Below are 22,218 nucleotides of genomic sequence, written 5' to 3'. Positions count from 1 at the left end.
TCTTCGGGGTAGGCTGCTTCAATCGTTCGCTTGGCGCGGGTGTTACCGCGCCAAGCGTTGCTATCGGCTGTTACCAGCAGTCATTTCAGCGGGATGGTCGGCGGGTTCGGACCGTCGGAGGTGTTGCCGTTGATCTGGTTGCTGCCATAGGACGAGATCACGCCGCCATTGACGATGGCGGTGCCAAGGCCATTCCCGGAGATCGTTGATCTGCCGACGCGCACGGTCGCGTTCGCTCCGTCGACACGCAGGCCACCACTTGCTCCATTGTTGGCCACGGCGACACTGTCGACCATGATGTTGATGGCCGGCCCGCCGACCGGATTCAGTATGCTGATGCCGGCATTGCTGTTGCCCGACACACTGCTGTTCGCAATCGTCGTGTTGGAGCCGCCAGAGTTGCCTGTGCCGTCCGCCTTCAATCCGGCAAGGTTGTTGTTCTCAAGCGCAGTGCCGTCGATCATGACCTTCGCGACGCCGGCTCCTGTCGGCTGAACACGAATGCCGTCATTGTTGCCGTTGATGGTCGAGTTGTGGACATAAAGCTCGGCAGTGCCCGACGGGGCGAACAAGATGCCAGCGCCGTTCGGTGCGGCACCGGTGTTGCTGCGAATGACACAATCCTCGACATGCAAGGCAGCGCCGGCAAGAAACCTGATACCATTGAGACCGGGCGTGGCCGACGCACTGTCGATATCGAGACCGCGAAGAACGATGATGTCGGTTGCCGCCGCGTTGATGACCACGCCATTTGTCGATGAATTCGACACACCCGCTTCGACGTCTTCGCAGGCAATCGTGATTGCCTTGGTGATCGTCACCGCGCCGAAACCACCTGGATCGATACAGTTGATTTCGCCGCCGGGGGCCGTTTTCGAGATCGCGCCGGCAAAGGTCTTGCAAGGCGCCGTTCGGCTGCATGGATTGACGTCGTCACCAACGCCGGAAACCCACGTCCGTGGTGCTTGCGCGGAAGCTGGCGCGATCAGGAAGATTGATGCCAGAAGCAACACAGCGAGTGAAAGAAAGAATCGTATGAAGTTCATTTGCCCCTCCTGAGGTTTTGGCCAACGCCCTCGTTGACCGTTGAAATTCATGTCGAAATGCTTGGGGCATGAGTAGATTAAGGAGCGTGCAAGACGCACCTCGTCGTCCAAAGACCATCGATATACATCCAGCCCAAGCGGCTCGGACATTATAGCGTTATAATTTACCTTCCAGTGATGCTATGAGTCATAGTAAATAAATAGCATTCGGATTGCAGATGATTTTTCCCATGCAAGAATATCGATGATAGCAACAGCGAGTACGAGGCGGCGCATATGCCAGACATCTGGGATGCACTGTGGCGCAACACGGCGGGAAATAGAGTTGGATGACTTAGGCCATATGCAAGGAGCGGTTGCGCCCCGCCATTTTTTCGCACGGCGCAGCAAATCATCCGTCGGCACACAAGCGGTCCGTTTTCGAGCCTGCCGGTCAGCGCAACAATAGCGCGGCTGCCCGATACCTCACGTAACCTCAGGCCCGTTACGTAAACCAAGGAAGCGGCAGATGTGCGCCATGGCTATTTGTCGGCAAAATGGCCAACCACTCTTCAAAAAGCCGTATCGATATGGCAGGACGCGAAGACTTCGCAGCGCAATCATCTGGAACACATGGCAGGAACTGACCTTCAGACCGCTGGCCCGGCGATCATCCTGGTCGAGCCGCAGCTCGGCGAGAACATCGGCATGGTCGCTCGCGCCATGGCCAATTTCGGTCTGTCGGAGCTGCGTCTCGTCAACCCTCGTGACGGTTGGCCGAGCGAGAAGGCACGCGCGGCGGCCAGCCGCGCCGATCATGTCATCGACGCTGTCACCGTCTTCGACGATCTGGCCTCGGCGCTCGCCGACCTAAACTTTGTTTTCGCCACCACGGCCAGGCAGCGCGATGGCTTCAAATCCGTGCGCGGGCCGGTGGAAGCGGGCAGGGTGCTGCGGGCCCGTCACGCAATGGGCCAACGCACCGGCATCCTGTTCGGACGCGAGCGCTTCGGCCTCTACAATGACGAGGTCGGCCTTGCCGACGAGATCGTCACCTTCCCGGTCGATCCTGATTTCTCCTCGCTCAACATCGCCCAGGCGGCCTTGCTGATGTCCTACGAATGGATGAAGTCCGGCCTGGAAGACGAGACGAAGACCAATTTTTCCGGCCCGGACATGAAGCCGGCAAGCAAGGAAGAACTGCACGGCCTGTTCGCCTACCTCGAAGGCGCCCTGGAAGCGCGTGGTTATTTCCGGCCGGCGCCGAAGAAGCCGAAAATGATCGACAATCTGCGCGCGGTGCTGACGCGCGCCGGTTTTGCAGAACCGGAGCTCAAGGTGCTGCGCGGCATCATCTCGTCGCTCGACAGGTTTTCGCCGGCGATGCCGCGCGGCGATGGTTCGCCCGGCGATGATCCACGGCGCCTGCCCGCGGCCGCCGCGCGTGCTCGCAAGGCGGAAGTGGGTCGCCAACCGCCCGACGCCAATGGTGACGACAATGACACGCCGCCGCTAGGTGGCAAGGGAACCGACAATGACTGAACGGCCGATCCTGATGTTCGATTCGGGCATCGGCGGGCTTACTGTGCTGCGCGAGGCGCGGGTGCTGATGCCTGACCGCCGCTTTGTCTATGTCGCCGACGATGCGGCTTTCCCCTATGGCGCCTGGGACGAGCCGGCCCTTAACGCCCATATCCTTGGCCTGTTCGGCATGCTGCTGGAAAAATTCAGGCCCGAGATTTCGGTCATTCCCTGCAACACGGCGTCGACGCTGGTGATTGACGCGCTGCGCCAGAAATTCCCCGGTCATCCCTTTGTCGGCACGGTGCCGGCGATCAAGCCGGCGGCGGAACGCACCCGCTCCGGGCTCGTCTCGGTGCTGGCGACGCCCGGCACGGTCAAGCGTCAATACACGCGCGACCTGATCGGCAAATGGGCGCAGAAATGCCACGTGCGGCTGGTCGGCTCGGACCGGCTGGCGCCGCTGGCCGAGATCTATATGCGCCAGGGGTTCGTCGACGAGGAGATCGTGCGCGAGGAGATCGCGCCATGCTTTGTCGAGAAGGACGGCGCCCGCACCGACATCGTGGTGCTCGGCTGCACCCATTATCCGTTCCTGGCCAATCGCATGCGCAAGACCGCGCCCTGGCCGGTCGACTGGATCGACCCGGCCGAAGCGATCGCCCGCCGCGCCATGTCGCTGCTGGCGCCGGTCGATGGACCGCTGCCGACGGGCGAGCCCGACATCGCCGTCTTCACCTCCGGCAAGGTGGACTTCGCTACCAGCCGGCTGATGCAGGGCTTTGGACTGGTCGTGAGCTAGACGGTGACCGAAACGTCTGCCGTTCAGGCAGGTTCGAACACGATGCTGCGTTGATCCGGATCGGCCGAGACCAACCTTAGCGTCAGGCCATCACCCTGTTCGAGCCCGTCGGCCTTCAAATTGGCAACGACAGGCATGTTGGCAAGCTGGACGCGTACGCCATGGTTGACGTCGGTCACGACGGCCTTGAACGTCTCTCCCTCGCGTCCCCTGAGCATGACCGCCTCGGCAAGATCGATGACCGCATGGTTGATCTGCGAAGCGCGGCTATCTGCACGTCCCATCACCTTCGGCAATCCAGTGAATGCATCGGTGACGGCCTGCGGCACGGGCTGGCCATTGGCGATAGCCAGCGCGCAGCGCACGACGTAGCGATCGGCCAGTCGCCTGAGCGGCGCGGTTGCATGAGCATAGGTCGCAGCCATCGCCTCATGCCAGGGGACAACCCCCTCTTTGTAGGGTTGGTAAGATGCGCCGGGGCTTGCATGGCGGATTTCCAGCATCAGCGCCGCCTGTTGCGGATCGGCCGGGTCAAGGGTTCGCTGATAGTCGCGCAAGCTGGTGGAGGCCGGCCAGGACAGTCCCAGAGCCTGTGCCGCGTTGCGCAGTCTTTGCACCTTGAAAGCATCTGGCTCCGACATCACACGGAACAACCCGATATGGTGCGCAAGCATGGCGTCGGCAATCGCCATATTGGCAGCCAGCGAAAGCGCGGCGTTGTCTTGCTCGGATTGCAGCAGCGGTCTGAACGAAAGCCGGAATGTGCCATCGGCGAGCCGTTCCACCTCCTGCTCGGGCGGATCGACGCGGGACGCGCCACGACCCTTTTCGTTCATCGCCATGCGCCGCGCCATTTCGGCGAAGCCTGCCGGGACATCGGAGGCCCGCACGCTGTCATAGGCGAGCTTCGCGCGGCTTTGAATGATTGCCCGCTCCGCACCGTCCAGTTTCACCAGACCGTCCCCCGCGACCCGAACGGTGAAGATGACAGCTGGACGCGGCCCATCCGGCAACAGGCTCGCCGCACCTTCGGCAAGTGCCGGCGGGTAGAGACCGGCCTTGCCGTCCGGCAAGTAAAGTGTCTCGCCCCGCGTCCAGGCCTCGAGATCGATCGCGTCGCCGTCCTCGACGAACCAGGCTACGTCGGCAATGGCATAATGCAGCAGAAGATCGCTGCCGCTCGTCTCGATTGAAAACGCCTGATCAAGGTCGGTGGAAGCAGCCGGATCGAGCGTGACGAAGGGCATATCAGTTCGATCGGCATGCTGGGTGGGCACACGTTTGGCCGCCGCCTCCGCTGCCGCCATCACGACCAATGGAAATCCATCCGGCACGCGGAATTCGGTGCGGATTTTCGCCAGGCCGGTGGAGAGCGCTTGTGAAGGATCGGTCAGTGATTTCATGCAGCCGTCCTACACTGGCGCTCCCGGCACGGGAAGGTTGCCAACGAAAATCGCCGATGCCGATCGCCTGATGGGCTGGCACTAAGGGGACCGGGAACTGAGCCGCTGGCGACGGAACTACTGTCAAAGCGCGGCGTTTCTTCTGGCAGCAAAGGAGTAGCAACCATGCCAGCCACCTCGAAAGCCCAGCAGAAAGCCGCCGGTGCTGCCTTGTCGGCCAAGCGCGGCGAGACGAAGAAGAGCGAACTCCAAGGCGCTTCCAAGGGAATGTACGAATCGATGAGCGAAAAACAGCTCGAGGAATTCGCCGAGACGAAGCGCAAGGGCCTGCCGGACAAGAAATCGAAAGACTAGGGTTAGGCATCCGGAATCAAAAAGCCCGCGGCCAAAACCGCGGGCTTTGAAATGATCTGTCGGCCGCCCTGGGACCGAACCGGAGCTTACCAGCGCCCCCAGCAGCGCTTGATCTTGTAGCGGATGACCTTCTTGTGGCCGTGCCGCCAGATAACCCTCTTTTTGACCACGATGCGGCAGGTCTCGTGATGCCGTTGGCCATGCCAATGCCGCGCCATTGCGGGCTCCGGCGTCATGACCGCCATCGATCCCGCCAACACCGCGGCTCCCGTCAGGGTAAGGAAGAACTTCTTCATGCGAATTGTGGCTCCTCTGCTCCAGTCCCGTCCTAATGCCGTTGGCGCAACCTCCCGCCACGTCCGGCATCGCACTCAACCCACAGACGGTATATCGTCGCCATCGCCAAGGCCAGCCACAAGCTTGACACCGGTTAAATCTCGGTTTAACCAGCCGCCAACGCCGGGCAGCGATGTCCGGTGTTTATTTTGTATACGCAAGACCGTTGCCTTGGTTTCTGGTCTTGTTTGAACTGACGTGTCCCGTGGGTTTTCCGCCGCGTTGCGTGGGAAAACCCTGTCAGGTCTCGAAAACGGAGGCCAGAGGAGGGCGCGTTTCCTTCACCCGGACCATGAGGTTCCGGGTGTGTTTGTTTTGAAAGGGAATGCGATGAGCAAGCGCGAATCCGCGAAGTACAAGATCGACCGCCGTCTCGGCGAAAACATCTGGGGCCGCCCGAAGTCCCCGGTCAACAAGCGTGAATACGGCCCCGGCCAGCATGGCCAGCGCCGCAAGGGCAAGCTTTCCGATTTCGGCCTGCAGCTGCGCGCCAAGCAGAAGCTGAAGGGTCACTATGGCGACGTTTCGGAAAAGCAGTTCCGTAAGGTCTATGAAGAGGCCGATCGCCGCAAGGGCGACACCTCGGAGAACCTGATCGGCCTGCTCGAGTCGCGTCTCGACGCGGTCGTCTACCGCGCCAAGTTCGTGCCGACCATTTTCGCCGCCCGTCAGTTCGTCAACCACGGCCACGTCAACGTCAACGGCAAGCGCGTCAACATCGGCTCGTATCGCTGCAAGCCGGGCGATGTCGTCGAAGTGCGCGAAAAGTCGAAGCAGCTGGTCATCGTTCTCGAAGCGGTCGGCCTGGCTGAACGCGACGTGCCGGATTACATCGAAGCCGATCACAACAAGATGGTCGCGACCTTCTCGCGCATCCCGGGCCTGGCGGACGTCCCGTTCGCCGTGCAGATGGAACCGAACCTGGTCGTCGAATTCTATTCGCGCTAAACGAGCGCGTTTCGCGATACCAAGCAAAGGCCGCCCGTCGAGGCGGCCTTTTCTTTGTCCGCCTTTTCTTTGTCGGCCATCTCCGCTAATTCCGGGCGCAACGAAGCGCCGGACAGTCGTTGCTCCCGGATTTTGGAACTGACGCCATGAACATGCTGCCAGACGCCGAATCGCTTGAACCAGCCGGCGACATCGAGGGCGGCTTTCATCCGCTGTTTGCCGATGTGCCGTCCTCGGTCGAGTTCAACAAATTGCGCAAGCGGCTGCTGCGGCTGACCCGACAGGCGATCGAGGATTTCTCGATGGTGAAGCCCGGCCAGCGCTGGCTGGTTGCGCTGTCGGGCGGCAAGGATTCCTACGGCCTGCTCGCTATGCTGCTCGACCTCAAATGGCGCGGGCTGCTGCCGGTTGATCTTCTGGCCTGCAATCTCGACCAGGGCCAGCCGAATTTCCCCAAACACATCCTGCCGGACTATCTCGACAGCCACGGAATCGCGCACCGGATCGAATATCAGGACACCTATTCCGTCGTCACCGACAAGCTGCCTGCGGGCAGCACCTATTGCTCGCTCTGTTCGCGGCTCAGGCGCGGCCATCTCTACCGCATCGCGCGGGAAGAGGGGTGCTCGGCTCTGGTGCTCGGCCACCATCGCGAGGACATTCTGGAAACCTTCTTCATGAACCTCTTCCATGGCGGCCGTCTTGCGGCCATGCCGCCAAAGCTGCTCAATGACGACGGCGACGTCATGGTGCTGCGGCCGTTGAGCTACTGCGCCGAGGTCGATCTCGAAAAATTTGCTGCGGCGATGCAGTTCCCGATCATTCCCTGCGATCTCTGCGGCAGTCAGGAAGGTCTCCAGCGCAACGCCATGAAGGCGATGCTCGAGGACCTGGAAAAGCGCATGCCCGGCCGCAAGGACACGATGCTGCGCGCACTGTCCAACAGCAGGCCATCGCATTTGCTCGACAGAAAACTGTTCGATTTCGCTGCCCTCAATGAAACCCTCACAGCCAGGCAAGACGTTCCCGATGACATTTGACGATACTGCGATCGACTGGCTTGCCGGCCTTCTGTCCGATGCGGCTAAAGCCGAGATCATGCCGCGCTTTCGCCGGCTGGGCGACGGCGACATCCGCCAAAAAACCTCGGCCGCCGACCTCGTGACGGAAGCTGACGTCAATGCCGAGCGGCTCATCACCGCCAGACTGCGCGAGCGTTATCCCTCGGCGATGGTCGTCGGCGAGGAGGCCTGTTCCGACAATCCAGCGCTGCTCGATGGCCTGGGCGAGGCCGATCTGGCGTTCGTCATCGACCCGGTCGACGGCACTTTCAACTTCGCCTCCGGCGTGCCGCTGTTCGGCGTCATGCTGGCGGTCGTGGTCAAGGGCGAGACCGTTGCCGGCATCATCCACGATCCGGTCGGCAAGGACTGGCTGATCGGCGCCAGGGGCGCCGGCAGCCATATCCGGCATGCGCATGGCAGCATCGAGAGGGTGCATGTCGCCCCACCGGCACCGATCTCGGAAATGACCGGCTCGGTCTCCTGGCAATATATGCCCGAACCCGAGCGGTCGCGGCTGGCGCGCAATCAGACGAAGATCCTGTCGCAATTCGCCTATCGCTGCGCGGCGCACGAATACCGCCTGTTGGCGAGCGGCTATGCCCACTTCGTCGTCTACAACAAGCTGATGCCGTGGGACCATCTGGCCGGTGTGCTGATCCATGCCGAGGCCGGCGGCCATGCCGCGCGCTTCGACGGCAGCGCCTATCTGCCCTCGCATGTCGGCGGCGGTCTACTTGTCGCGCCCGATCGGGAAAGCTGGCACGAATTGCGCCGCGAACTCTGGGCGCAATAGGATCACTTTCCGCGGCGAGCTGAAAGAGCGATACGATCGCGCGCAAATCCGGAGGCTCTCGAATGAAACCTCGATTCGCAATTGTCGCGCTGGTTCTCGTCATCGCCCTGTTTGCCGGCCCCTACGAAGCAAGCTCGCAAGAGCGCGCCTGTCGAAGTCCAGATCCCGTCGACACAATCAAGGAGATGTCGGACGCTATCTATGCGTGTTGGAAACCGCCGCCCGGAACCGCCGGCATGTCCTTGACGCTGCGGTTCTCGCTTCGCCGCAACGGCACACTGATCGGCAAGCCGCGCGCCACATATTCCGATCTGGGGACCGATGCCCAACTCAGCCGGGCCTTCGTGGCTTCCATCCTCAGGGCACTCGACGAAGCTTTGCCATTGCCCTTTTCGGAGAGCATGGGTGGAGCAATCGCGGGGCGTATGCTTTCCCCTCGCTTCACGGCAGCCCTCGAAGGTGCGTCCTAATGCAGGTCGGTGATATGACCTAGAACCGGTGGGTTCTGCGGCTGGAACATCTTGCCGCGCTCGGCGATGAAGATCATCAGCAGCGCTGCGACCGAGACGCTGCAGAAGCCGGCCGCCAGCGGCGTCACCGTGCCGTTGAATGCCTGACCGATCAGCGTGCCGAGAATGCCGCCGAGAAACGTCTGCATGAAACCCAGGATGGACGACGCCGTGCCGGCCAGTTGGCCGAGCGGCTCCATGGCCAGCGCATTGAAATTCGCGCCGAGCGCGCCGAACGGAAGCATGGCGCTGGCAAAGAAGGTGATGAACAGCCAGAGCGGCATCTTCATTTCCAGCGAAACGACCAGCCAGGCAAGGCTGATGACAAGGAACAGCAGCAGCGCGCTCTGCGACAGGCGGCGCATGCCGATACGGCCGACAAGGCGCGAGTTCAGAAAGTTGGAGAAGGCAAGCACGCCCGCAACCCCGGCGAAGATGACCGGGAACATCTCGCCGACGTTGAATATGTCGACATAGATCTGCTGCGCCGAGGCGATGAAGCCGAACATGGCGCCGAAAACGAAGGTGCTGGCGAAGGCATAGCAGATCGCAATACGGTTGGTGAGCACGATGCGAAACCCACCGACAATGGAGTTCACGGTCAGTGGCCGGCGATGTTCGGGATGCAATGTTTCAGGCAGGCGCAGCAGCGACCAGGCAGAGACAAAGAGCGCGCCGACGGCCATGGTGACGAAGATCCAATGCCAGGTCGCAAACAGCATGATGAACTGGCCGATGCCGGGAGCAATGACCGGTATCGCCATGAACACCATGAAGATCAGCGACATCACCTCGGCCATGCGCCGGCCGTCGAACGTGTCGCGCACGATCGAGACGGCGATGACGCGGGTGGCGGCGGCACCGATGCCTTGCACGGCCCGGCACAGCAGAAGTGTCTCAAAGCTTGGCGCAACGGCAGCCGCCGCGGCCGCGGCGACATAGATCACCAGCCCGGCGACCAGCGGCGCGCGACGGCCGAAGCGATCCGAGATCGGCCCGAAGAACAGCTGGCCGCCGCCGAAGCCCAGAATATAGGCGGTGATCACATATTGCCGGTGATTTTCATTTTCGACGCCAAGCGAAGCGCCGATCTGCTGCAAAGCCGGCAGCATAATGTCGATGGCCAGCGAGTTCAGCGCCATCAGCGCCGCGCACAAGGCGATGAATTCCCAGCGTGGAATGGGCAGTTTGCTCGCCGATTGCGGCGCTGATTTTGGCTGGTCCACGGCAAGTCCGATCTTTCAAACGAAAATGCGCCGGCGGGCCGGCGCATTGGCTCGTCTTGGTCCTGGGTTCAGGACATAAAATTGCCGAGGTGGGGCTGCCCTGGCGTTTGGTGCACGTCACCCGAAACTGTACGGCGGTTTCAGGCGGACGACATGCACGAAAACAGAAATCAGGCGGCGCCTTTGACGCTGACGCCCTTTTCGACAAGGAATGTCTGGAGTTCGCCCGCCTGGAACATCTCGCGGACGATATCGCAGCCGCCGACGAATTCGCCCTTGACGTAGAGCTGCGGGATCGTCGGCCAGTTGGAATATTCCTTGATGCCCTGGCGCAGTTCAGCGGAGTCCAGGACGTTCACGCCTTTGTAGTCGGCGCCGATATAGTCGAGGATCTGGACGACCTGGCCGGAAAATCCGCATTGCGGGAAACCGGGCGTGCCCTTCATGAAAAGGACGACGTCGTTGCCCTTCACTTCATTGTCGATGTAGTCGTTCATACCGCTCATGGAATATCCTTTCCCGCCTGTGGGAGTCAGGCTCGAAACATATCCTTCAAATAAACCCAACGATTGCTCGAAACAAGACGTTAGCCGTGCCGTGGCTGAAATGGCGCAAGAGTTGGCGCGACTTGGGCCAAACCAGGTGACAGCCCTATGCGGCGGATCTAGACATTCTGCTGGCCAGCGGCGGCATGCTTGCGAGACCGGCGAAGAGAAAGACCGCGATAACGCTCATCACCAAACGCTGGTGGTGCGGGGCGTATTGGGGCCGGAGGGATGAGCCGAAGCGCCAGATCAACAAAGGATCGCGCCACAAAAACGATAACCTTCCATGCCGCCGTCAAAATCAGCTGTATCGCCCGATCGCCTCCAATGCGCCTGAACAACATGGAAAAGAGGAGATCGGGTATCCAGGTCATGGATTGCTCTCGCCTAGTCAGGAACGCTGGTCTGCAGCGCCAGTGCGTGCAGCACGCCGCCCATATTGCCCTTCAGCGCGTCATAGACCATCTGGTGCTGCTGCACGCGGCTTTTTCCCCGAAAGCTCTCGGCCACCACTTCGGCAGCATAATGGTCGCCATCGCCGGCGAGATCGCGGATCGTCACCTTTGCGTCCGGAATGCCGTCCTTGATCAGTTTTTCGATGTCGTGGGCATCCATTGCCATGGCAAAATCCTGTTTCGAGCGGCCGGTAGCCGGCCATGAGATGAGAGTCGGGCGAGCCTAAAGCCTTTCCGGTCCGGATTGAAGCCGTTCTGTCCCTCCAAGGGCAAGACGGTCCGATGGTTTCAGAGAAAGACTAGACCGGTGGGCTTGCTTCATCCTCGGCAGCATCCTCGCGTGTCGAGAAGGCGCGGCCAAGGCTGAAGGCCAGCACATAGAGCGGAACGTTGATAACCAGGCTGACTATGGGAAGATAACTCGTCATCTGCCAGGCGGGCGAGAAGAACGGTTGGCCGTAACCGTCGCAGACGAGCGACGAACCATACTCCCACAACGCCCCTACGACGACCGCACCGGCAAAAAGCTTGATGCAGGTGACGATATGCCTTGCCCGTGCCGGATCCGGCGCCAGGCGGCCCCAAACCACCAGGCACACGATCGGGACCGCGTAGATGAGGTTCTGCATCACGAGCATCGGGATGGCGCCGTTGGCCGCGGCAAGGAACTGCGCGCGTGTTTCCAGCCGCGTGCAAACCTCGCTCGAGGTCGTCGACAGCAGGAAAAAGACGAATGGCCCGAGAAACCAGAAGAAGAACAGCGACGGCCAGAAGACGACTGCAAGCAGCGCCCGGGCAGCCAGTTCCCTATGATTGAGCATGATCTTTTTCCGAAAACCGGCTTCCACTTTTCGGGATCATGCTCTGGTCAACTGGCCTGATCCATGAAGCGGGGGAACCAGCCTTCGTGAACCGCGGAGAGTTCGCTGACTGGGATTGCCCGCGCCTCGCCAAGCTTCAGCGCGCTGCCGCCGGTCGAGCCGATCCAAGGTGCGAAGATGCCGAGTTCGCTCTGCTGCTTGCGAATGGCGTCCCATTCATCACTATCCGGGTCGATCGACAACGTCAGCAGATAACGGCCCTGATCCTCGCCGAACCAGACCGGGATCGGGTCGGTGCCGACAAGCCCGGGGACCGTCGCACCGATGCCTGACGCCATTGCCATTTCGGCTAGAGCCACGGCAATGCCACCATCGGAAACGTCGTGCGCCGCCGTGATGATGCCGGATGCGATGAGAGCGCGTACATGGTCACCGACGCGCTTTTCATGGTCGAGGTCGACCGGCGGCGGCGGGCCATCCGTGCGGCCGTGAATGTCTCTGAAATAGACCGACTGGCCGAGATGCGTTCCCCAGGAGGCCGGCGCGCCGACCAGCAGGATCATCTGGCCTGGTGCGGCAAAGCCGGTCCGCACCATCTTCGACCAGTCGGCGATCAGGCCGACGCCGCCGATGGTCGGTGTCGGCAGGATGCCCTGGCCGTTGGTTTCGTTGTAGAGCGAGACGTTGCCGGAGACGATCGGGAAGCCGAGCGCGCGGCAGGCATCGCCGATGCCTTTCACCGCGCCGACCAGCTGACCCATGATCTCGGGCCGTTCCGGGTTGCCGAAATTGAGGTTGTCGGTGGCCGCCAGCGGCAGAGCGCCGGTGGCGGTCAAATTGCGCCAGCATTCGGCCACCGCCTGCTTGCCGCCCTCATAGGGGTCAGCCTCGCAATAGCGCGGCGTCACATCGGAGGAGAAGGCGAGCGCCTTGGTCGCATGGCCTTCAACGCGGACCACACCGGCATCGCCGCCGGGAAGCTGCAGCGAATTGCCCTGGATCAGCGTGTCGTACTGCTCCCACACCCAGCGGCGCGACGAGAGATCCGGTCCGCCGAGCAGCTTCAACAGCGCGTCGGCCACATCGGCCTGCGGAACGTCATTGGCGGCAAGTGGCGCCGGTTTCTTGGATTCGACCCACGGCCGGTCATATTCCGGAGCCTTGTCGCCGAGATCCTTGATCGGCAGGTTGGCGACCTCGTCGCCCTGATGCAGCACGCGGAAGCGCAGATCGTCGGTGGTCTTGCCGACAATGGCGAAGTCGAGCCCCCATTTGTGGAAGATCGCCTCGGCTTCCTTTTCCTTTTCCGGGCGCAGCACCATCAGCATGCGCTCCTGGCTTTCGGAAAGCATCATTTCGTAGGCGCTCATGCGCTCTTCGCGCACCGGCACCTTGTCGAGATAGAGCTCGATGCCGAGGTCGCCCTTGGCGCCCATTTCGACCGCCGAGCAGGTGAGGCCGGCCGCACCCATGTCCTGGATGGCGATGACGGCGCCCGAGGCCATCAGTTCGAGGCTGGCTTCCAACAGGCACTTTTCGGTGAAGGGATCGCCGACCTGGACGGTCGGGCGCTTCTCGTCGATCTTGTCATCGAATTCGGCCGAGGCCATGGTGGCGCCGCCGACGCCGTCGCGGCCAGTCTTGGCGCCGAGATAGACGACCGGCAGGCCGACGCCCTTGGCTTCCGACAGGAAGATCGCATCGGTCTTGGCAAGGCCCGCTGCAAAAGCGTTGACCAGGATGTTGCCGTTGTAGCGGGCGTCGAAATTGACCTCGCCACCGACCGTCGGTACGCCGAAGGCGTTGCCATAGCCGCCGACGCCGGAGACCACACCTGAAACGAGGTGCCTGGTCTTGGGGTGGTCAGGCGCGCCAAAGCGCAGCGCATTCATTGCCGCGATCGGCCGCGCGCCCATGGTGAAGACGTCGCGCAATATGCCGCCGACACCGGTCGCCGCACCCTGATAGGGCTCGATATAGGAGGGGTGGTTGTGGCTCTCCATCTTGAAGACGACGCAGTCGCCGTCGCCGATGTCGACCACGCCGGCATTCTCGCCCGGTCCCTGGATGACCTGCGGGCCGGTGGTCGGCAGCGTGCGCAGCCACTTCTTCGAGGATTTGTAGGAGCAGTGCTCATTCCACATCGCCGAGAAGATGCCGAGTTCTGTGAAGCTCGGCTCGCGCCCGACAAGGTCGAGAATGCGCTGATACTCGTCGGGCTTCAGCCCATGTGAGGCAATAAGCTCGGGGGTGATCGGCACGGTATTGGAAATGGTCATGGGCGGCGATTTATATCCAGGGCGTTGGGATTTGAGTCCCGTCTTATCGCAAGCTTGGGAGCCAATACACCCCATCGGATGCTGAAAAACAGCGGAAAGCCACAAGGTGACGACGGGTGCGACGAGATCGCGGCTTTGGTGAGCCATCGATCCGCGCGTAGCGGCAGTCATGGGGGAACGTTGTTGTTTGTTCGTGAGGGCTTGTGCACCGCCATTGGGGAACGGGATGACATCCCGGCCGTTAGGTCTCCAGCCAATCAGGAGATTTGGACCATGGCCACCAAGCAAGGCAAGAACGACAATCGCCTCTCGGACAAGGAGGCTATGCACATCGCGGAGACCACCGACGTTTCGCCTGGGCAGGCCAAAGAGTTGGCTGAGAAGCACGGGAAAGACAAGGCCGAGAAGGAAGCCAAGAACTTCAAGGCAGAGGGCTGACCCGACAACCCTCAGGAGAAGCTGTCGTAGCCGGCACGGCCTTCATCGAGAAGTCGCCGGATCACCGCAACGCCTTCGGCGATATCCTTGCGCTGTCTCGGCTGCGAAACACCGAAGCGGACGCCATGGAAAACCTGCTCGGAACGGCCCGCCTTGAACTCGTCCTCGTCGTCGATCAGCACGCCATGTTCGAGGCAGGCGTTCTTGAATGTGCCGGAAAGCCAGGGGTCGGGGAGGGTGAGCCAGACAAAGGGCACCCTGTCATGTGACTTGAACGCGAAGCCGGCCAAAGTCTCGCGCACGATGGCGATGCGGGCGCCGATTTCGGCGATGCTGCGCTTGCGTATCTCGTCGGCCTGGCCGGACAGCACCAGCCTCGTATTCACCTCCGCCAGCAGGAAGGGCATGCCGCCGGTCATCATCTTATGGGCGACGCGGATGCGATGCCGATAGGCGGGTGGGCAGGAAAGCCAGCCGCCGCGCACACCGGCTGCGACCGACTTCGACAGGCCGCCGGCGACGATGGTTCTCTCAGGGGCATATTCGGCCAGCAATGGCGTCGGATCATCGGTCAAATTGCCATAGAGATCGTCCTCGATGAGGACGACATTGTATTCGCGTGCGACACGCGCGATTGCTTCGCGGCGCGCCGCCGACAAGGTTACCAGCGTGGGGTTCTGCGCCGTCGGCATCAGGAAGATCATCTTCGGATGCTTTTGCGCGCAGACACGCTCGAAATCCTGGGGATCGATGCCTTCGTCGTCCGACGCCACCAGCGCGGTGCGCCGGCCGATCAGGCCGGCGCTGCGCGAAATCTGCGAGTAGGTGAGGTGCTCGAAGGCAACATAGTCGCCAGGGGTGGTGAGCGCCGCGATGGCCGCCATCACCGCGGCATGGGTGCCGAGCGTGGGGACAATGGTATCGGCATTTGGGCGAAACGAATTGCGCGACAGCCAGCGGGCGCCGGCTTCGTACCAGCGGTCGGGAAAATCCCGCGTATAGCTTGAAATCTCATGCGGATGGTCCTGCGCCGTGCGTGACAGCACATCGGCGACATCGGCGCCCTGGCCGATGTCGGGCGCTGCCGTGCTGTCGAAACGCAATTTGCCTCTAGGCGCATCGATGTAGCGTGTGCCTTCCGCGCTGACGTCCGGTGCCAGCAAGTCCGGCTTCGCGCCATCGGCGCGCTGGCCGAGCACATAGGTTCCACGCCCGACTTCGCCGCTCACCAGCCCACGCTCGCGCAGCAATTGATAGGCCCGGCCGACCGTGCCGACAGTGGTGCCGATGTCATAGGCGAGGTCGCGTTGCGGCGGCAGCTTTGCGCCGGCATCGATTATCCCCCGGTCGATGTCCGTTTCGATGGTATCCGCCAGCCGCTGATACAGCGGGCCGGAGCCGGCGGTGAGATCGGGGAGCCAATTTGTCATGGTGACAATTTTCTATATTGCACCCGAACATGAGTCAATACATATCGATTGTGTGCCAAAAAGGGTACAATTTGGAATTCTGGTAGAAAGAAAATGAATACAATCGCTACAATCCGTCATTCGAGAGCCGGTTCGTCTGGCCAATCGACACGTCCATCGGACCGCAGCGGCTTTGTCAGCCGTCTGGTGCGTCTGGTCAGATCGCTGGCGAGATGGATCGACCATCTGTTGGAGCGCCGCCGCAGCCGGCTGGCGCTGCTGGAAATGACCGATGATCAGCTTAGGGATATCGGCGTCACGCGCTGCGATGCTCACAGCGAGGGCATCAGGCCGTTCTGGGACTGAAGGCTAACGGAGTTTCGAAGCCCTGGTGCGTGCAATGCCACGGTCCGCAAGGACGGCGACCACGCACAGCACGAGAAAAAGTCCGGTGATGGCCGCCGCTGAGATCGCGACGCTGGTCCAGCCATTCTTGGCGGCGTCCAGGAACGGGTAGGGCACCTCGCCGGCAAGCGGTGCCCGCGCCAGCGCATAGATCAGATAGGCGACGGGATAGAGCATCCACCAGGAAATGTCGCTCCAGCGCGTCCGGCCGTCGGCGCCTGATATCAGCCACCACAGCACGAACAGCACCGGTGTCACATAATGCAGCAGAACGTCGCAAAGCAGGAACAGTCCCTGCGGCTGCCAGAGTTGTGCCAGAACCGTGGCATAGATGATGAAAACCAGCGCGATCGAAATCGCGACGCCGGCCCGTATCCGTGTCCCGGCGAAGGCTGGCAGCCAGGCATAGCCAGAGGGCGACAGCACCGACGTGTACACCAGCACCGCGCCGATGTTGGTCAGGATGGTGAAAAAGCTGAGAACGAAAATGATCGAGCCGAACAGGCTGCGGCCGGCTTCCATCGACGCCGGAATGCTGATGCAGAACTGCAGGACGAGCCCGGCCAGACCGATGATCAGACCCGCGATCTGCAGGAACCGGCCCATGGCTAGGCCGTTGCGGCGCAGGCCGGATTGCCGGCTTGCCAGCGGGCAATGTCGGAGCCGATGCGGGCGCCAAGCGGATCGTTCATCAGCGGTCCGAACACGTCAACGCGGCTCGAATTGCCTTGCGCCTGCACGACGAGCAGCGGTTTGCCGCCATAATGCTTGGCCGGCACCAGCAGGAAACGCGGCGTGCCGCTGAACGAATTCAGTTCATTGGCCATCTGATATTGCTTGAAGGCCGGATCCTTGCTGGCGATCCAGCATTTGTGGGCCGCGATCGCCACTTGTTCCATGGCCAGCAGCGCCGCACTTTTGCCTGACGGGACAGGCGTGCTCTTAGGGGTCGATTGGCAGGATGCGAGCGCGAAACCCGCGGCGGCAACCAGCGCGATCGTCTTGCCCTTGATCAAGCGGCACCCATCTCAAGCTCGGACAGGAAGATCTTCAAACCGTCGGTCATTTCGCCCCACACCCGCGACAATGCCGGGTGCTGCGAGGCGATCTGCTCATAGGCATCGAATTTGGGATAGGCGTCGAGCAGGTCGTGGCGTCCTGTCATGGCGCGGAAATTGTTGAAGATGAACCGCGTCGGCGTCAGCCAGGCATCGGCGAAACTGATGTCGTCGCCGAGGGCGAAAGGCCCTTGCGCCATGCGCGCCTCGATTGCCGCCAGTCCGTGATGCAGGCGGGCGAATTGGGTGTCGATCTCGGCATTGTTTCGCTTCGGCACGAAATGAAGCTCGAAAAGCTTCATCATCGGCGTGAGCACATCGAGATCGGTGATGCGGGCGAACATGCGCACCAGCGCGCGGTCCTTGGAATCGGGCGGCAGCAGCGCCGGTTCCGGAAAGCGCTCTTCCAGATACTCGGCGATGACCACCGATTCGAGGATGGTTTCGCCCGAGCCGGTGATCAGCACCGGAATCCGGTTCAGCGGCGAGATGGCGCGGAACGCTTCCGGGATCGGAAAACCGGGTGGCGGCGCGATGATCTTGAGCGGCACGTCCTTGATATAGGCCAGCGCCCGCACGATCGACGAGTAGGGCGACAACGGCCGCGAATAGAGTTTCATGACCGTCTCTCTCCCCAATGAATCGGACTTGCCCTAATAAAGAGACAGGAATGTCCGGCTGTTTTCAAGCTGTTCGCTTCGATGATTTCAGGCGGCGATGCCAAGCGCGCTTTCGAACAGTCCACGGCCGTCCGTGCCGCCATGGGCTGCTTCGATCAGGTTTTCCGGATGCGGCATCAGGCCGAGCACATTGCCGCGCTCGTTGATGATGCCGGCAATGTCGTTGATCGAGCCATTGGGGTTGGTGCCCTCAGCATAGCGGAACACCACCTGACCTTCGCCTTCGAGGCGGGCAAGCGTGTCGGCGTCGGCAAAGTAATTGCCGTCATGATGCGCGACAGGCGAGCGGATAATCTGGCCCGGCTGGTAGCGGCGGGTGAACATGGTGTTGGCGTTGGTGATCTCGAGCTTCACCTGCCGGCAGACGAATTTCAGCGAGGTGTTGCGCATCAAGGCGCCCGGCAAAAGGCCGGCCTCGACCAGGATCTGAAAACCGTTGCAGACGCCGATGACCGTGACGCCGGCGGCTGCCTTTTCGGCCACTGCCCGCATGACCGGCATGCGCGCCGCGATCGCGCCGCAGCGCAGATAATCGCCGAAGGAAAAACCGCCCGGAATGGCGATCAGGTCGACATCGGGGATTTCGGTGTCGGTCTGCCAGACGGTCACCGGCGGTGTTCCCGAAATCTTGGTCAGCGCCGCGATCATGTCGCGGTCGCGGTTGAGGCCAGGCAGAAGGACGACGGCTGATTTCATTTCGGTTCGTAAGGCCTTTGTGTTTCGGCGAGTTCGCGCAGGTCCAGACGTCTGTCTATGCGTTCAAGGCGCTCGTCTTGTCGGGCGAGAATGCCATAAACGTTGTGAATATCGCTTTGCGTGGCCACCATGTGACCCCGCATCACATTCAATTCCCGTTTCGTCTCGGAGACATCCTGACGAAGCTCACCGATTTCGTGATGCACGCGCTTCAAAAGCTCGAACATCAATTCATTCGTGACTTCAGGCATAGTGCCTCCGACACAACCTCAGGTAAGTGTCACACTATAATTCTCAATCACCGTGTTCGCCAGCAGCTTGTCGCACATGGCCTTGAGGTCCGCTTCGGCCTTGGCCTTGTCGCTTTCCGCCAACTCGACGTCGAACACCTTGCCCTGCCGCACCGCGCCGACGCTGCCGAAGCCCAAGCCGGACAATGCGTGTTCGATCGCCTTGCCTTGCGGGTCGAGCACGCCGTTCTTGAGGGTGACGGTAATGCGGGCCTTGATCACGCTGGACATGCTCCTGTTCTGAGTATCGGGTTGCAAGCCGCTATCAGTGCGGCTTGCCTTTGAGGCCGTCGGTCGAGGCGACAAGCACCGGGCCGGTCGGGCGCGGCGGCTCGTTCTCGTTCATGATGCCGAGGCGGCGGGCAACTTCCTGGTAGGCCTCGACGAGGCCGCCCATGTCGCGGCGGAAACGGTCCTTGTCGAGCTTGTCCTGCGTCGCCACGTCCCACAGCCGGCAGGAGTCCGGCGAAATCTCGTCGGCGACGACGATGCGCATCATGTCGCCCTCGAACAGACGGCCGCATTCGATCTTGAAGTCGACGAGCTGGATGCCGACGCCCATGAACAGGCCGGAGAGGAAGTCGTTGACGCGGATGGCCAGCGCCATGACGTCGTCGATTTCCTGCGGGCTCGCCCAGCCGAACGCGGTGATGTGCTCTTCCGAAACCATCGGATCGTCGAGCGCATCGGCCTTGTAATAGAATTCGATGATCGAGCGCGGCAAAACCGTGCCTTCCTCGATGCCGAGGCGCTTGGACAGCGAACCGGCGGCGACATTGCGCACCACCACTTCGAGCGGAATGATCTCGACTTCCTTGATCAGTTGCTCGCGCATGTTGAGCCGGCGGATGAAATGGGTCGGAATGCCCATGCGGTTCAAATGGTTGAAAATGTACTCGGAAATGCGGTTGTTGAGCACACCCTTGCCGTCGATGACTTCATGCTTCTTCTTGTTGAACGCGGTTGCATCATCCTTGAAGAACTGGATAAGCGTGCCCGGCTCGGGTCCCTCATAGAGGATCTTGGCCTTGCCTTCATAAATGCGGCGGCGATTTTTCATCTGATTTTTCTCTGGGGTTCCGGACAGGCGGTATCAGACCATTTCCTGTCCGTCTGCCTGAAATAGTGCGGCTACGGTAGGGTTCAATGCCGGGTCTATCCCAATCACATCGTTTGCTCAATCGGCAAATCCTTCCAATCAACCGCTTTCGGGACTGAAATGCCGCAGCGCAGCATGCGATGAAGCGTATTGACCGGGTCGCGACCTTTTGGTTTGTGCTTTGGCAACACACATATTCACTGCCAACGAATCGAATTTGACCCGGAGGGACGCTATGAGCAGCATGAAAGACCGCGAAGAGGGCTTCGAGCGCAAATTTGCTTTCGACGAGGAACTTCGGTTCAAGGCCTCGGCGCGCCGCAACAAGGCGCTTGGCCTGTGGGCCGCCGAAAAGCTCGGAAAGTCCGGCGCCGACGCCGACGCCTATGCCAAGGAAGTGGTTGTTGCCGACATCGAGGAAGCCGGCGACCACGACGTGTTCCGCAAGATCCGCAAGGATTTCGACGCGGCCGGCGTCGACCAGTCGGACCATCAGATCCGCCGCACCATGGACGAGCTGATGGCGCAGGCGATCGAGCAGATCAAGAACACCTGATCCGGGCCGAAGCAGGTTCCGCAAAAGTGTCCCACGGTTTTGCGACAGAGAACCTGCGACAGACGAAGAATGACTGGACCAATCGACCGCCCGGCCTATCCGGGCGGTTTTTCTTTGCCTTTGCCGCGGTTTCCGGCTGAAACTGCGATCGTTAACGAGGAAAGTGTCCATGTCCCTGAAGTCCCGCCTCGCGGCCGATGAAACACTGTTCACCGCATGGTCCGGCGTGCCGGATGCCTTGACTGTCGAGATCGTCGCCAAGCAGGGCTTTGACGCCGTCACGCTCGACATGCAGCATGGCGGCCATCACGAGGACAGCGTCTTGCGCGGCCTGGTGCCGGTGCTTGCTGCCGGCAAGCCGGCGCTGGTGCGCATTCCTGTCGGCCGTTTCGACATGGCGAGCCGCGCGCTCGACTTCGGCGCCGAGGCGGTCATTGCGCCGATGGTGAATTCGGTGGCCGACGCAAAACTGTTCGCCGCCGCCATGAAATATCCGCCGCTCGGCGAGCGCTCCTGGGGCCCGACTTACGCCTTTCCGCGCCACGGCAAGGGCGACCAGGCCGAGTGGCTGCGCGACACCAACCAGCGCACCATGGCTTTCGCCATGGTCGAAACGCGCGCGGCCCTCGATGCGCTCGACGGCATCCTCGACACGCCGGGCATCGACGGCATCTTCCTCGGCCCGTCGGATTTCTCGATCGCCTGGAGCAATGGCTCGACAGTCAATTCGACGCTGGAAAGCATGATGGAAACGGTCGCTTCGGTCGCCGAGCGAACCCGCAAGGCCGGCAAGCATGCGGCGATCTATGTCGTCGAGCCGGCAATTGCCGGCCGGGTCGTGTCGATGGGCTACCGCCTGCTGGCCATGGGATCGGAACACGCACTCATTGGCCTCGGCGCAAAAACCCTGATCAAGAGCGTCAGGGATTCGATCGGCTCCTGACGCACTCAGGCCTTCAGATCCGTCAGGAATTTGGCGAAGGTCATCGAGCCTTCGGGCCACGGCCCGAAGCCTGAATCCGCGTTGAGATGACCGGTCTCGCCGGCGTCGATGAACAGCGAACCCCACGCTCCGGCAATGTCCTCGGCGACATCGAAGGCGCAGAACGGATCGTTGCGGCTGGCGATCACGATGGACGGAAAGGGCAGCGGCTCGCGCGGGTAGGGACCGAAGGTCATCAGATGCCTCGGCTTGATCTTGGGATTGGCGACATCGGGTGGCGCCACGAAGAAGGCCCCGGCAACCGGCTTGCGGAACTGCGGAACGGCTTGCACAGCCGCGGCGACACCAAGTGAGTGCGCGACCAGGACCACCGGCCGCTCGGCCTCGTTGACGGCCCTGGCCACGCTCGCCGTCCAGTCCTCGCGCACCGGCTTCGACCATTCCGTTTGCTCGACGCGGCGCGCCGTCGACAGCTTCGACTGCCAGCGGCTCTGCCAATGGTCGGGGCCGGAGTTGGTGTAGCCCGGCACGATGAGAATATCTGCGTCTCTAACCTTCATGGC

Annotated in this window: 29 protein-coding genes; 11 read left to right on the top strand and 18 right to left on the bottom strand. The window is 61.6% G+C overall.

Features of this window, described 5'->3' with window-relative positions; all coding sequences use genetic code 11:
- Window positions 1-80 precede the first annotated feature (80 nt).
- A complete protein-coding gene (locus HB777_15210) occupies window positions 81-1,046 on the bottom strand; it encodes a right-handed parallel beta-helix repeat-containing protein (GenBank protein QND65106.1) in 966 nt (321 codons plus the stop codon).
- A gap of 612 nt (window positions 1,047-1,658) precedes the next feature.
- Between HB777_15210 and HB777_15205 the strand changes: the two genes are divergently transcribed.
- Window positions 1,659-2,567, top strand: coding sequence for an RNA methyltransferase (locus tag HB777_15205; protein ID QND65105.1), 909 nt, complete (start codon window positions 1,659-1,661; stop codon window positions 2,565-2,567).
- Window positions 2,560-3,348: a glutamate racemase gene (locus HB777_15200; GenBank protein QND65104.1), complete on the top strand. Its 789-nt coding sequence runs from the start codon at window positions 2,560-2,562 to the stop codon at window positions 3,346-3,348. The genes HB777_15205 and HB777_15200 overlap by 8 nt, the downstream gene beginning before the upstream one ends.
- A 23-nt stretch (window positions 3,349-3,371) precedes the next feature.
- Here the strand turns inward: HB777_15200 and HB777_15195 are convergent, their stop codons facing one another.
- Window positions 3,372-4,751, bottom strand: coding sequence for an RNB domain-containing ribonuclease (locus tag HB777_15195; protein QND65103.1), 1,380 nt, complete (start codon window positions 4,749-4,751; stop codon window positions 3,372-3,374).
- Between the two features lie 165 nt (window positions 4,752-4,916).
- Between HB777_15195 and HB777_15190 the strand changes: the two genes are divergently transcribed.
- Window positions 4,917-5,105 (top strand): DUF3008 family protein, encoded by a 189-nt coding sequence (locus HB777_15190; protein ID QND65102.1) that lies wholly within the window; start codon window positions 4,917-4,919, stop codon window positions 5,103-5,105.
- Window positions 5,106-5,191: 86 nt separating this feature from the next.
- Here the strand turns inward: HB777_15190 and HB777_15185 are convergent, their stop codons facing one another.
- Window positions 5,192-5,401: a hypothetical protein gene (locus HB777_15185; GenBank protein QND65101.1), complete on the bottom strand. Its 210-nt coding sequence runs from the start codon at window positions 5,399-5,401 to the stop codon at window positions 5,192-5,194.
- Window positions 5,402-5,771: 370 nt separating this feature from the next.
- On the opposite strand from HB777_15185, the gene rpsD reads away from it, so the two are divergent.
- From rpsD to HB777_15165, 4 genes are all read left to right on the top strand, one after another.
- Window positions 5,772-6,389, top strand: a complete 618-nt coding sequence (gene rpsD, locus HB777_15180; GenBank protein ID QND65100.1) for a 30S ribosomal protein S4 — start codon at window positions 5,772-5,774, stop codon at window positions 6,387-6,389.
- Window positions 6,390-6,535: 146 nt separating this feature from the next.
- On the top strand, window positions 6,536-7,429 hold the full coding sequence (ttcA, locus tag HB777_15175) for a tRNA 2-thiocytidine(32) synthetase TtcA (protein ID QND65099.1): 894 nt from the start codon (window positions 6,536-6,538) through the stop codon (window positions 7,427-7,429).
- Window positions 7,419-8,246, top strand: a complete 828-nt coding sequence (locus HB777_15170; GenBank protein ID QND65098.1) for an inositol monophosphatase — start codon at window positions 7,419-7,421, stop codon at window positions 8,244-8,246. Before ttcA ends, HB777_15170 begins: the two co-directional genes overlap by 11 nt.
- Window positions 8,247-8,308: 62 nt before the next feature.
- Window positions 8,309-8,716, top strand: coding sequence for a hypothetical protein (locus tag HB777_15165; GenBank protein ID QND65097.1), 408 nt, complete (start codon window positions 8,309-8,311; stop codon window positions 8,714-8,716).
- Here HB777_15165 and HB777_15160 read toward each other — a convergent pair.
- The 6 genes from HB777_15160 to purL form a co-directional block, all read right to left on the bottom strand.
- Window positions 8,713-9,936 (bottom strand): multidrug effflux MFS transporter, encoded by a 1,224-nt coding sequence (locus HB777_15160; protein ID QND68783.1) that lies wholly within the window; start codon window positions 9,934-9,936, stop codon window positions 8,713-8,715. The two genes, HB777_15165 and HB777_15160, sit on opposite strands and share 4 nt — an antisense overlap.
- 215 nt (window positions 9,937-10,151) lie before the next feature.
- Complete coding sequence (grxD, locus tag HB777_15155; GenBank protein ID QND65096.1) at window positions 10,152-10,487, bottom strand: Grx4 family monothiol glutaredoxin; 336 nt, start codon at window positions 10,485-10,487, stop codon at window positions 10,152-10,154.
- A gap of 158 nt (window positions 10,488-10,645) precedes the next feature.
- Window positions 10,646-10,900, bottom strand: a complete 255-nt coding sequence (locus tag HB777_15150) for a hypothetical protein (GenBank protein ID QND65095.1) — start codon at window positions 10,898-10,900, stop codon at window positions 10,646-10,648.
- A 13-nt stretch (window positions 10,901-10,913) separates the two neighbouring features.
- On the bottom strand, window positions 10,914-11,147 hold the full coding sequence (locus HB777_15145; protein ID QND65094.1) for a BolA family transcriptional regulator: 234 nt from the start codon (window positions 11,145-11,147) through the stop codon (window positions 10,914-10,916).
- Window positions 11,148-11,280: 133 nt separating this feature from the next.
- Window positions 11,281-11,802 carry a hypothetical protein gene (locus HB777_15140; GenBank protein QND65093.1) on the bottom strand — a complete coding sequence of 174 codons (522 nt, stop codon included), beginning with the start codon at window positions 11,800-11,802 and terminating at the stop codon, window positions 11,281-11,283.
- 47 nt (window positions 11,803-11,849) lie between these two features.
- Window positions 11,850-14,081, bottom strand: coding sequence for a phosphoribosylformylglycinamidine synthase subunit PurL (purL, locus tag HB777_15135; protein ID QND65092.1), 2,232 nt, complete (start codon window positions 14,079-14,081; stop codon window positions 11,850-11,852).
- Window positions 14,082-14,354: 273 nt separating this feature from the next.
- Between purL and HB777_15130 the strand changes: the two genes are divergently transcribed.
- A complete protein-coding gene (locus HB777_15130; GenBank protein QND65091.1) occupies window positions 14,355-14,519 on the top strand; it encodes a hypothetical protein in 165 nt (54 codons plus the stop codon).
- A gap of 11 nt (window positions 14,520-14,530) precedes the next feature.
- Here HB777_15130 and HB777_15125 read toward each other — a convergent pair whose 3' ends face one another.
- Entirely contained in the window at window positions 14,531-15,949 is a 1,419-nt protein-coding gene (locus tag HB777_15125) for a PLP-dependent aminotransferase family protein (GenBank protein ID QND65090.1), read from the bottom strand.
- A gap of 93 nt (window positions 15,950-16,042) precedes the next feature.
- Between HB777_15125 and HB777_15120 the strand changes: the two genes are divergently transcribed.
- Window positions 16,043-16,294, top strand: a complete 252-nt coding sequence (locus HB777_15120) for a DUF1127 domain-containing protein (GenBank protein ID QND65089.1) — start codon at window positions 16,043-16,045, stop codon at window positions 16,292-16,294.
- A 3-nt stretch (window positions 16,295-16,297) separates the two neighbouring features.
- On the opposite strand, the gene HB777_15115 is transcribed toward HB777_15120, so the two are convergent.
- The 7 genes from HB777_15115 to HB777_15085 form a co-directional block, all read right to left on the bottom strand.
- Window positions 16,298-16,939, bottom strand: a complete 642-nt coding sequence (locus HB777_15115) for a Pr6Pr family membrane protein (protein QND65088.1) — start codon at window positions 16,937-16,939, stop codon at window positions 16,298-16,300.
- Between the two features lie 2 nt (window positions 16,940-16,941).
- Window positions 16,942-17,349 (bottom strand): hypothetical protein, encoded by a 408-nt coding sequence (locus tag HB777_15110; GenBank protein ID QND65087.1) that lies wholly within the window; start codon window positions 17,347-17,349, stop codon window positions 16,942-16,944.
- Window positions 17,346-18,011, bottom strand: coding sequence for a glutathione S-transferase family protein (locus tag HB777_15105; protein QND65086.1), 666 nt, complete (start codon window positions 18,009-18,011; stop codon window positions 17,346-17,348). Before HB777_15105 ends, HB777_15110 begins: the two co-directional genes overlap by 4 nt.
- A gap of 87 nt (window positions 18,012-18,098) precedes the next feature.
- Window positions 18,099-18,767, bottom strand: coding sequence for a phosphoribosylformylglycinamidine synthase subunit PurQ (gene purQ, locus HB777_15100; GenBank protein ID QND65085.1), 669 nt, complete (start codon window positions 18,765-18,767; stop codon window positions 18,099-18,101).
- The gene (locus HB777_15095) at window positions 18,764-19,018 is read right to left on the bottom strand and encodes a hypothetical protein (protein ID QND65084.1); all 255 of its coding nucleotides are present in this window, start codon (window positions 19,016-19,018) and stop codon (window positions 18,764-18,766) included. Before HB777_15095 ends, purQ begins: the two co-directional genes overlap by 4 nt.
- An 18-nt stretch (window positions 19,019-19,036) precedes the next feature.
- Window positions 19,037-19,279, bottom strand: a complete 243-nt coding sequence (gene purS / locus HB777_15090; protein ID QND65083.1) for a phosphoribosylformylglycinamidine synthase subunit PurS — start codon at window positions 19,277-19,279, stop codon at window positions 19,037-19,039.
- A gap of 43 nt (window positions 19,280-19,322) precedes the next feature.
- Window positions 19,323-20,117 (bottom strand): phosphoribosylaminoimidazolesuccinocarboxamide synthase, encoded by a 795-nt coding sequence (locus HB777_15085; GenBank protein ID QND65082.1) that lies wholly within the window; start codon window positions 20,115-20,117, stop codon window positions 19,323-19,325.
- Window positions 20,118-20,391: 274 nt separating this feature from the next.
- On the opposite strand from HB777_15085, the gene HB777_15080 reads away from it, so the two are divergent.
- Complete coding sequence (locus HB777_15080) at window positions 20,392-20,712, top strand: DUF1476 domain-containing protein (GenBank protein QND65081.1); 321 nt, start codon at window positions 20,392-20,394, stop codon at window positions 20,710-20,712.
- A gap of 169 nt (window positions 20,713-20,881) precedes the next feature.
- Entirely contained in the window at window positions 20,882-21,655 is a 774-nt protein-coding gene (locus tag HB777_15075) for an HpcH/HpaI aldolase/citrate lyase family protein (GenBank protein QND65080.1), read from the top strand.
- A gap of 5 nt (window positions 21,656-21,660) precedes the next feature.
- Here HB777_15075 and HB777_15070 read toward each other — a convergent pair whose 3' ends face one another.
- A complete protein-coding gene (locus HB777_15070; protein ID QND68782.1) occupies window positions 21,661-22,215 on the bottom strand; it encodes a serine hydrolase family protein in 555 nt (184 codons plus the stop codon).
- Between the last annotated feature and the right edge of the window lie 3 nt (window positions 22,216-22,218).

Source organism: Mesorhizobium loti, from assembly GCA_014189435.1.
GTDB lineage: Bacteria > Pseudomonadota > Alphaproteobacteria > Rhizobiales > Rhizobiaceae > Mesorhizobium > Mesorhizobium loti_G.
The sequence above is the reverse complement of the archived record's forward strand: the minus strand, read 5'-3'. Positions and strand labels throughout refer to the sequence as shown.

What these genes read in the sequence shown, in the direction of transcription:
- HB777_15210 (QND65106.1), bottom strand. Translation starts at nt 1,046, where the DNA reads ATGAACTTCATACGATTCTTTCTTTCACTCGCTGTGTTGCTTCTGGCA.
- HB777_15205 (QND65105.1), top strand. Translation starts at nt 1,659, where the DNA reads ATGGCAGGAACTGACCTTCAGACCGCTGGCCCGGCGATCATCCTGGTC.
- HB777_15200 (QND65104.1), top strand. Translation starts at nt 2,560, where the DNA reads ATGACTGAACGGCCGATCCTGATGTTCGATTCGGGCATCGGCGGGCTT.
- HB777_15195 (QND65103.1), bottom strand. Translation starts at nt 4,751, where the DNA reads ATGAAATCACTGACCGATCCTTCACAAGCGCTCTCCACCGGCCTGGCG.
- HB777_15190 (QND65102.1), top strand. Translation starts at nt 4,917, where the DNA reads ATGCCAGCCACCTCGAAAGCCCAGCAGAAAGCCGCCGGTGCTGCCTTG.
- HB777_15185 (QND65101.1), bottom strand. Translation starts at nt 5,401, where the DNA reads ATGAAGAAGTTCTTCCTTACCCTGACGGGAGCCGCGGTGTTGGCGGGA.
- rpsD (QND65100.1), top strand. Translation starts at nt 5,772, where the DNA reads ATGAGCAAGCGCGAATCCGCGAAGTACAAGATCGACCGCCGTCTCGGC.
- ttcA (QND65099.1), top strand. Translation starts at nt 6,536, where the DNA reads ATGAACATGCTGCCAGACGCCGAATCGCTTGAACCAGCCGGCGACATC.
- HB777_15170 (QND65098.1), top strand. Translation starts at nt 7,419, where the DNA reads ATGACATTTGACGATACTGCGATCGACTGGCTTGCCGGCCTTCTGTCC.
- HB777_15165 (QND65097.1), top strand. Translation starts at nt 8,309, where the DNA reads ATGAAACCTCGATTCGCAATTGTCGCGCTGGTTCTCGTCATCGCCCTG.
- grxD (QND65096.1), bottom strand. Translation starts at nt 10,487, where the DNA reads ATGAGCGGTATGAACGACTACATCGACAATGAAGTGAAGGGCAACGAC.
- HB777_15150 (QND65095.1), bottom strand. Translation starts at nt 10,900, where the DNA reads ATGACCTGGATACCCGATCTCCTCTTTTCCATGTTGTTCAGGCGCATT.
- HB777_15145 (QND65094.1), bottom strand. Translation starts at nt 11,147, where the DNA reads ATGGCAATGGATGCCCACGACATCGAAAAACTGATCAAGGACGGCATT.
- HB777_15140 (QND65093.1), bottom strand. Translation starts at nt 11,802, where the DNA reads ATGCTCAATCATAGGGAACTGGCTGCCCGGGCGCTGCTTGCAGTCGTC.
- purL (QND65092.1), bottom strand. Translation starts at nt 14,081, where the DNA reads ATGACCATTTCCAATACCGTGCCGATCACCCCCGAGCTTATTGCCTCA.
- HB777_15130 (QND65091.1), top strand. Translation starts at nt 14,355, where the DNA reads ATGGCCACCAAGCAAGGCAAGAACGACAATCGCCTCTCGGACAAGGAG.
- HB777_15125 (QND65090.1), bottom strand. Translation starts at nt 15,949, where the DNA reads ATGACAAATTGGCTCCCCGATCTCACCGCCGGCTCCGGCCCGCTGTAT.
- HB777_15120 (QND65089.1), top strand. Translation starts at nt 16,043, where the DNA reads ATGAATACAATCGCTACAATCCGTCATTCGAGAGCCGGTTCGTCTGGC.
- HB777_15115 (QND65088.1), bottom strand. Translation starts at nt 16,939, where the DNA reads ATGGGCCGGTTCCTGCAGATCGCGGGTCTGATCATCGGTCTGGCCGGG.
- HB777_15105 (QND65086.1), bottom strand. Translation starts at nt 18,011, where the DNA reads ATGAAACTCTATTCGCGGCCGTTGTCGCCCTACTCGTCGATCGTGCGG.
- purQ (QND65085.1), bottom strand. Translation starts at nt 18,767, where the DNA reads ATGAAATCAGCCGTCGTCCTTCTGCCTGGCCTCAACCGCGACCGCGAC.
- HB777_15095 (QND65084.1), bottom strand. Translation starts at nt 19,018, where the DNA reads ATGCCTGAAGTCACGAATGAATTGATGTTCGAGCTTTTGAAGCGCGTG.
- HB777_15085 (QND65082.1), bottom strand. Translation starts at nt 20,117, where the DNA reads ATGAAAAATCGCCGCCGCATTTATGAAGGCAAGGCCAAGATCCTCTAT.
- HB777_15080 (QND65081.1), top strand. Translation starts at nt 20,392, where the DNA reads ATGAGCAGCATGAAAGACCGCGAAGAGGGCTTCGAGCGCAAATTTGCT.
- HB777_15075 (QND65080.1), top strand. Translation starts at nt 20,882, where the DNA reads ATGTCCCTGAAGTCCCGCCTCGCGGCCGATGAAACACTGTTCACCGCA.
- HB777_15070 (QND68782.1), bottom strand. Translation starts at nt 22,215, where the DNA reads ATGAAGGTTAGAGACGCAGATATTCTCATCGTGCCGGGCTACACCAAC.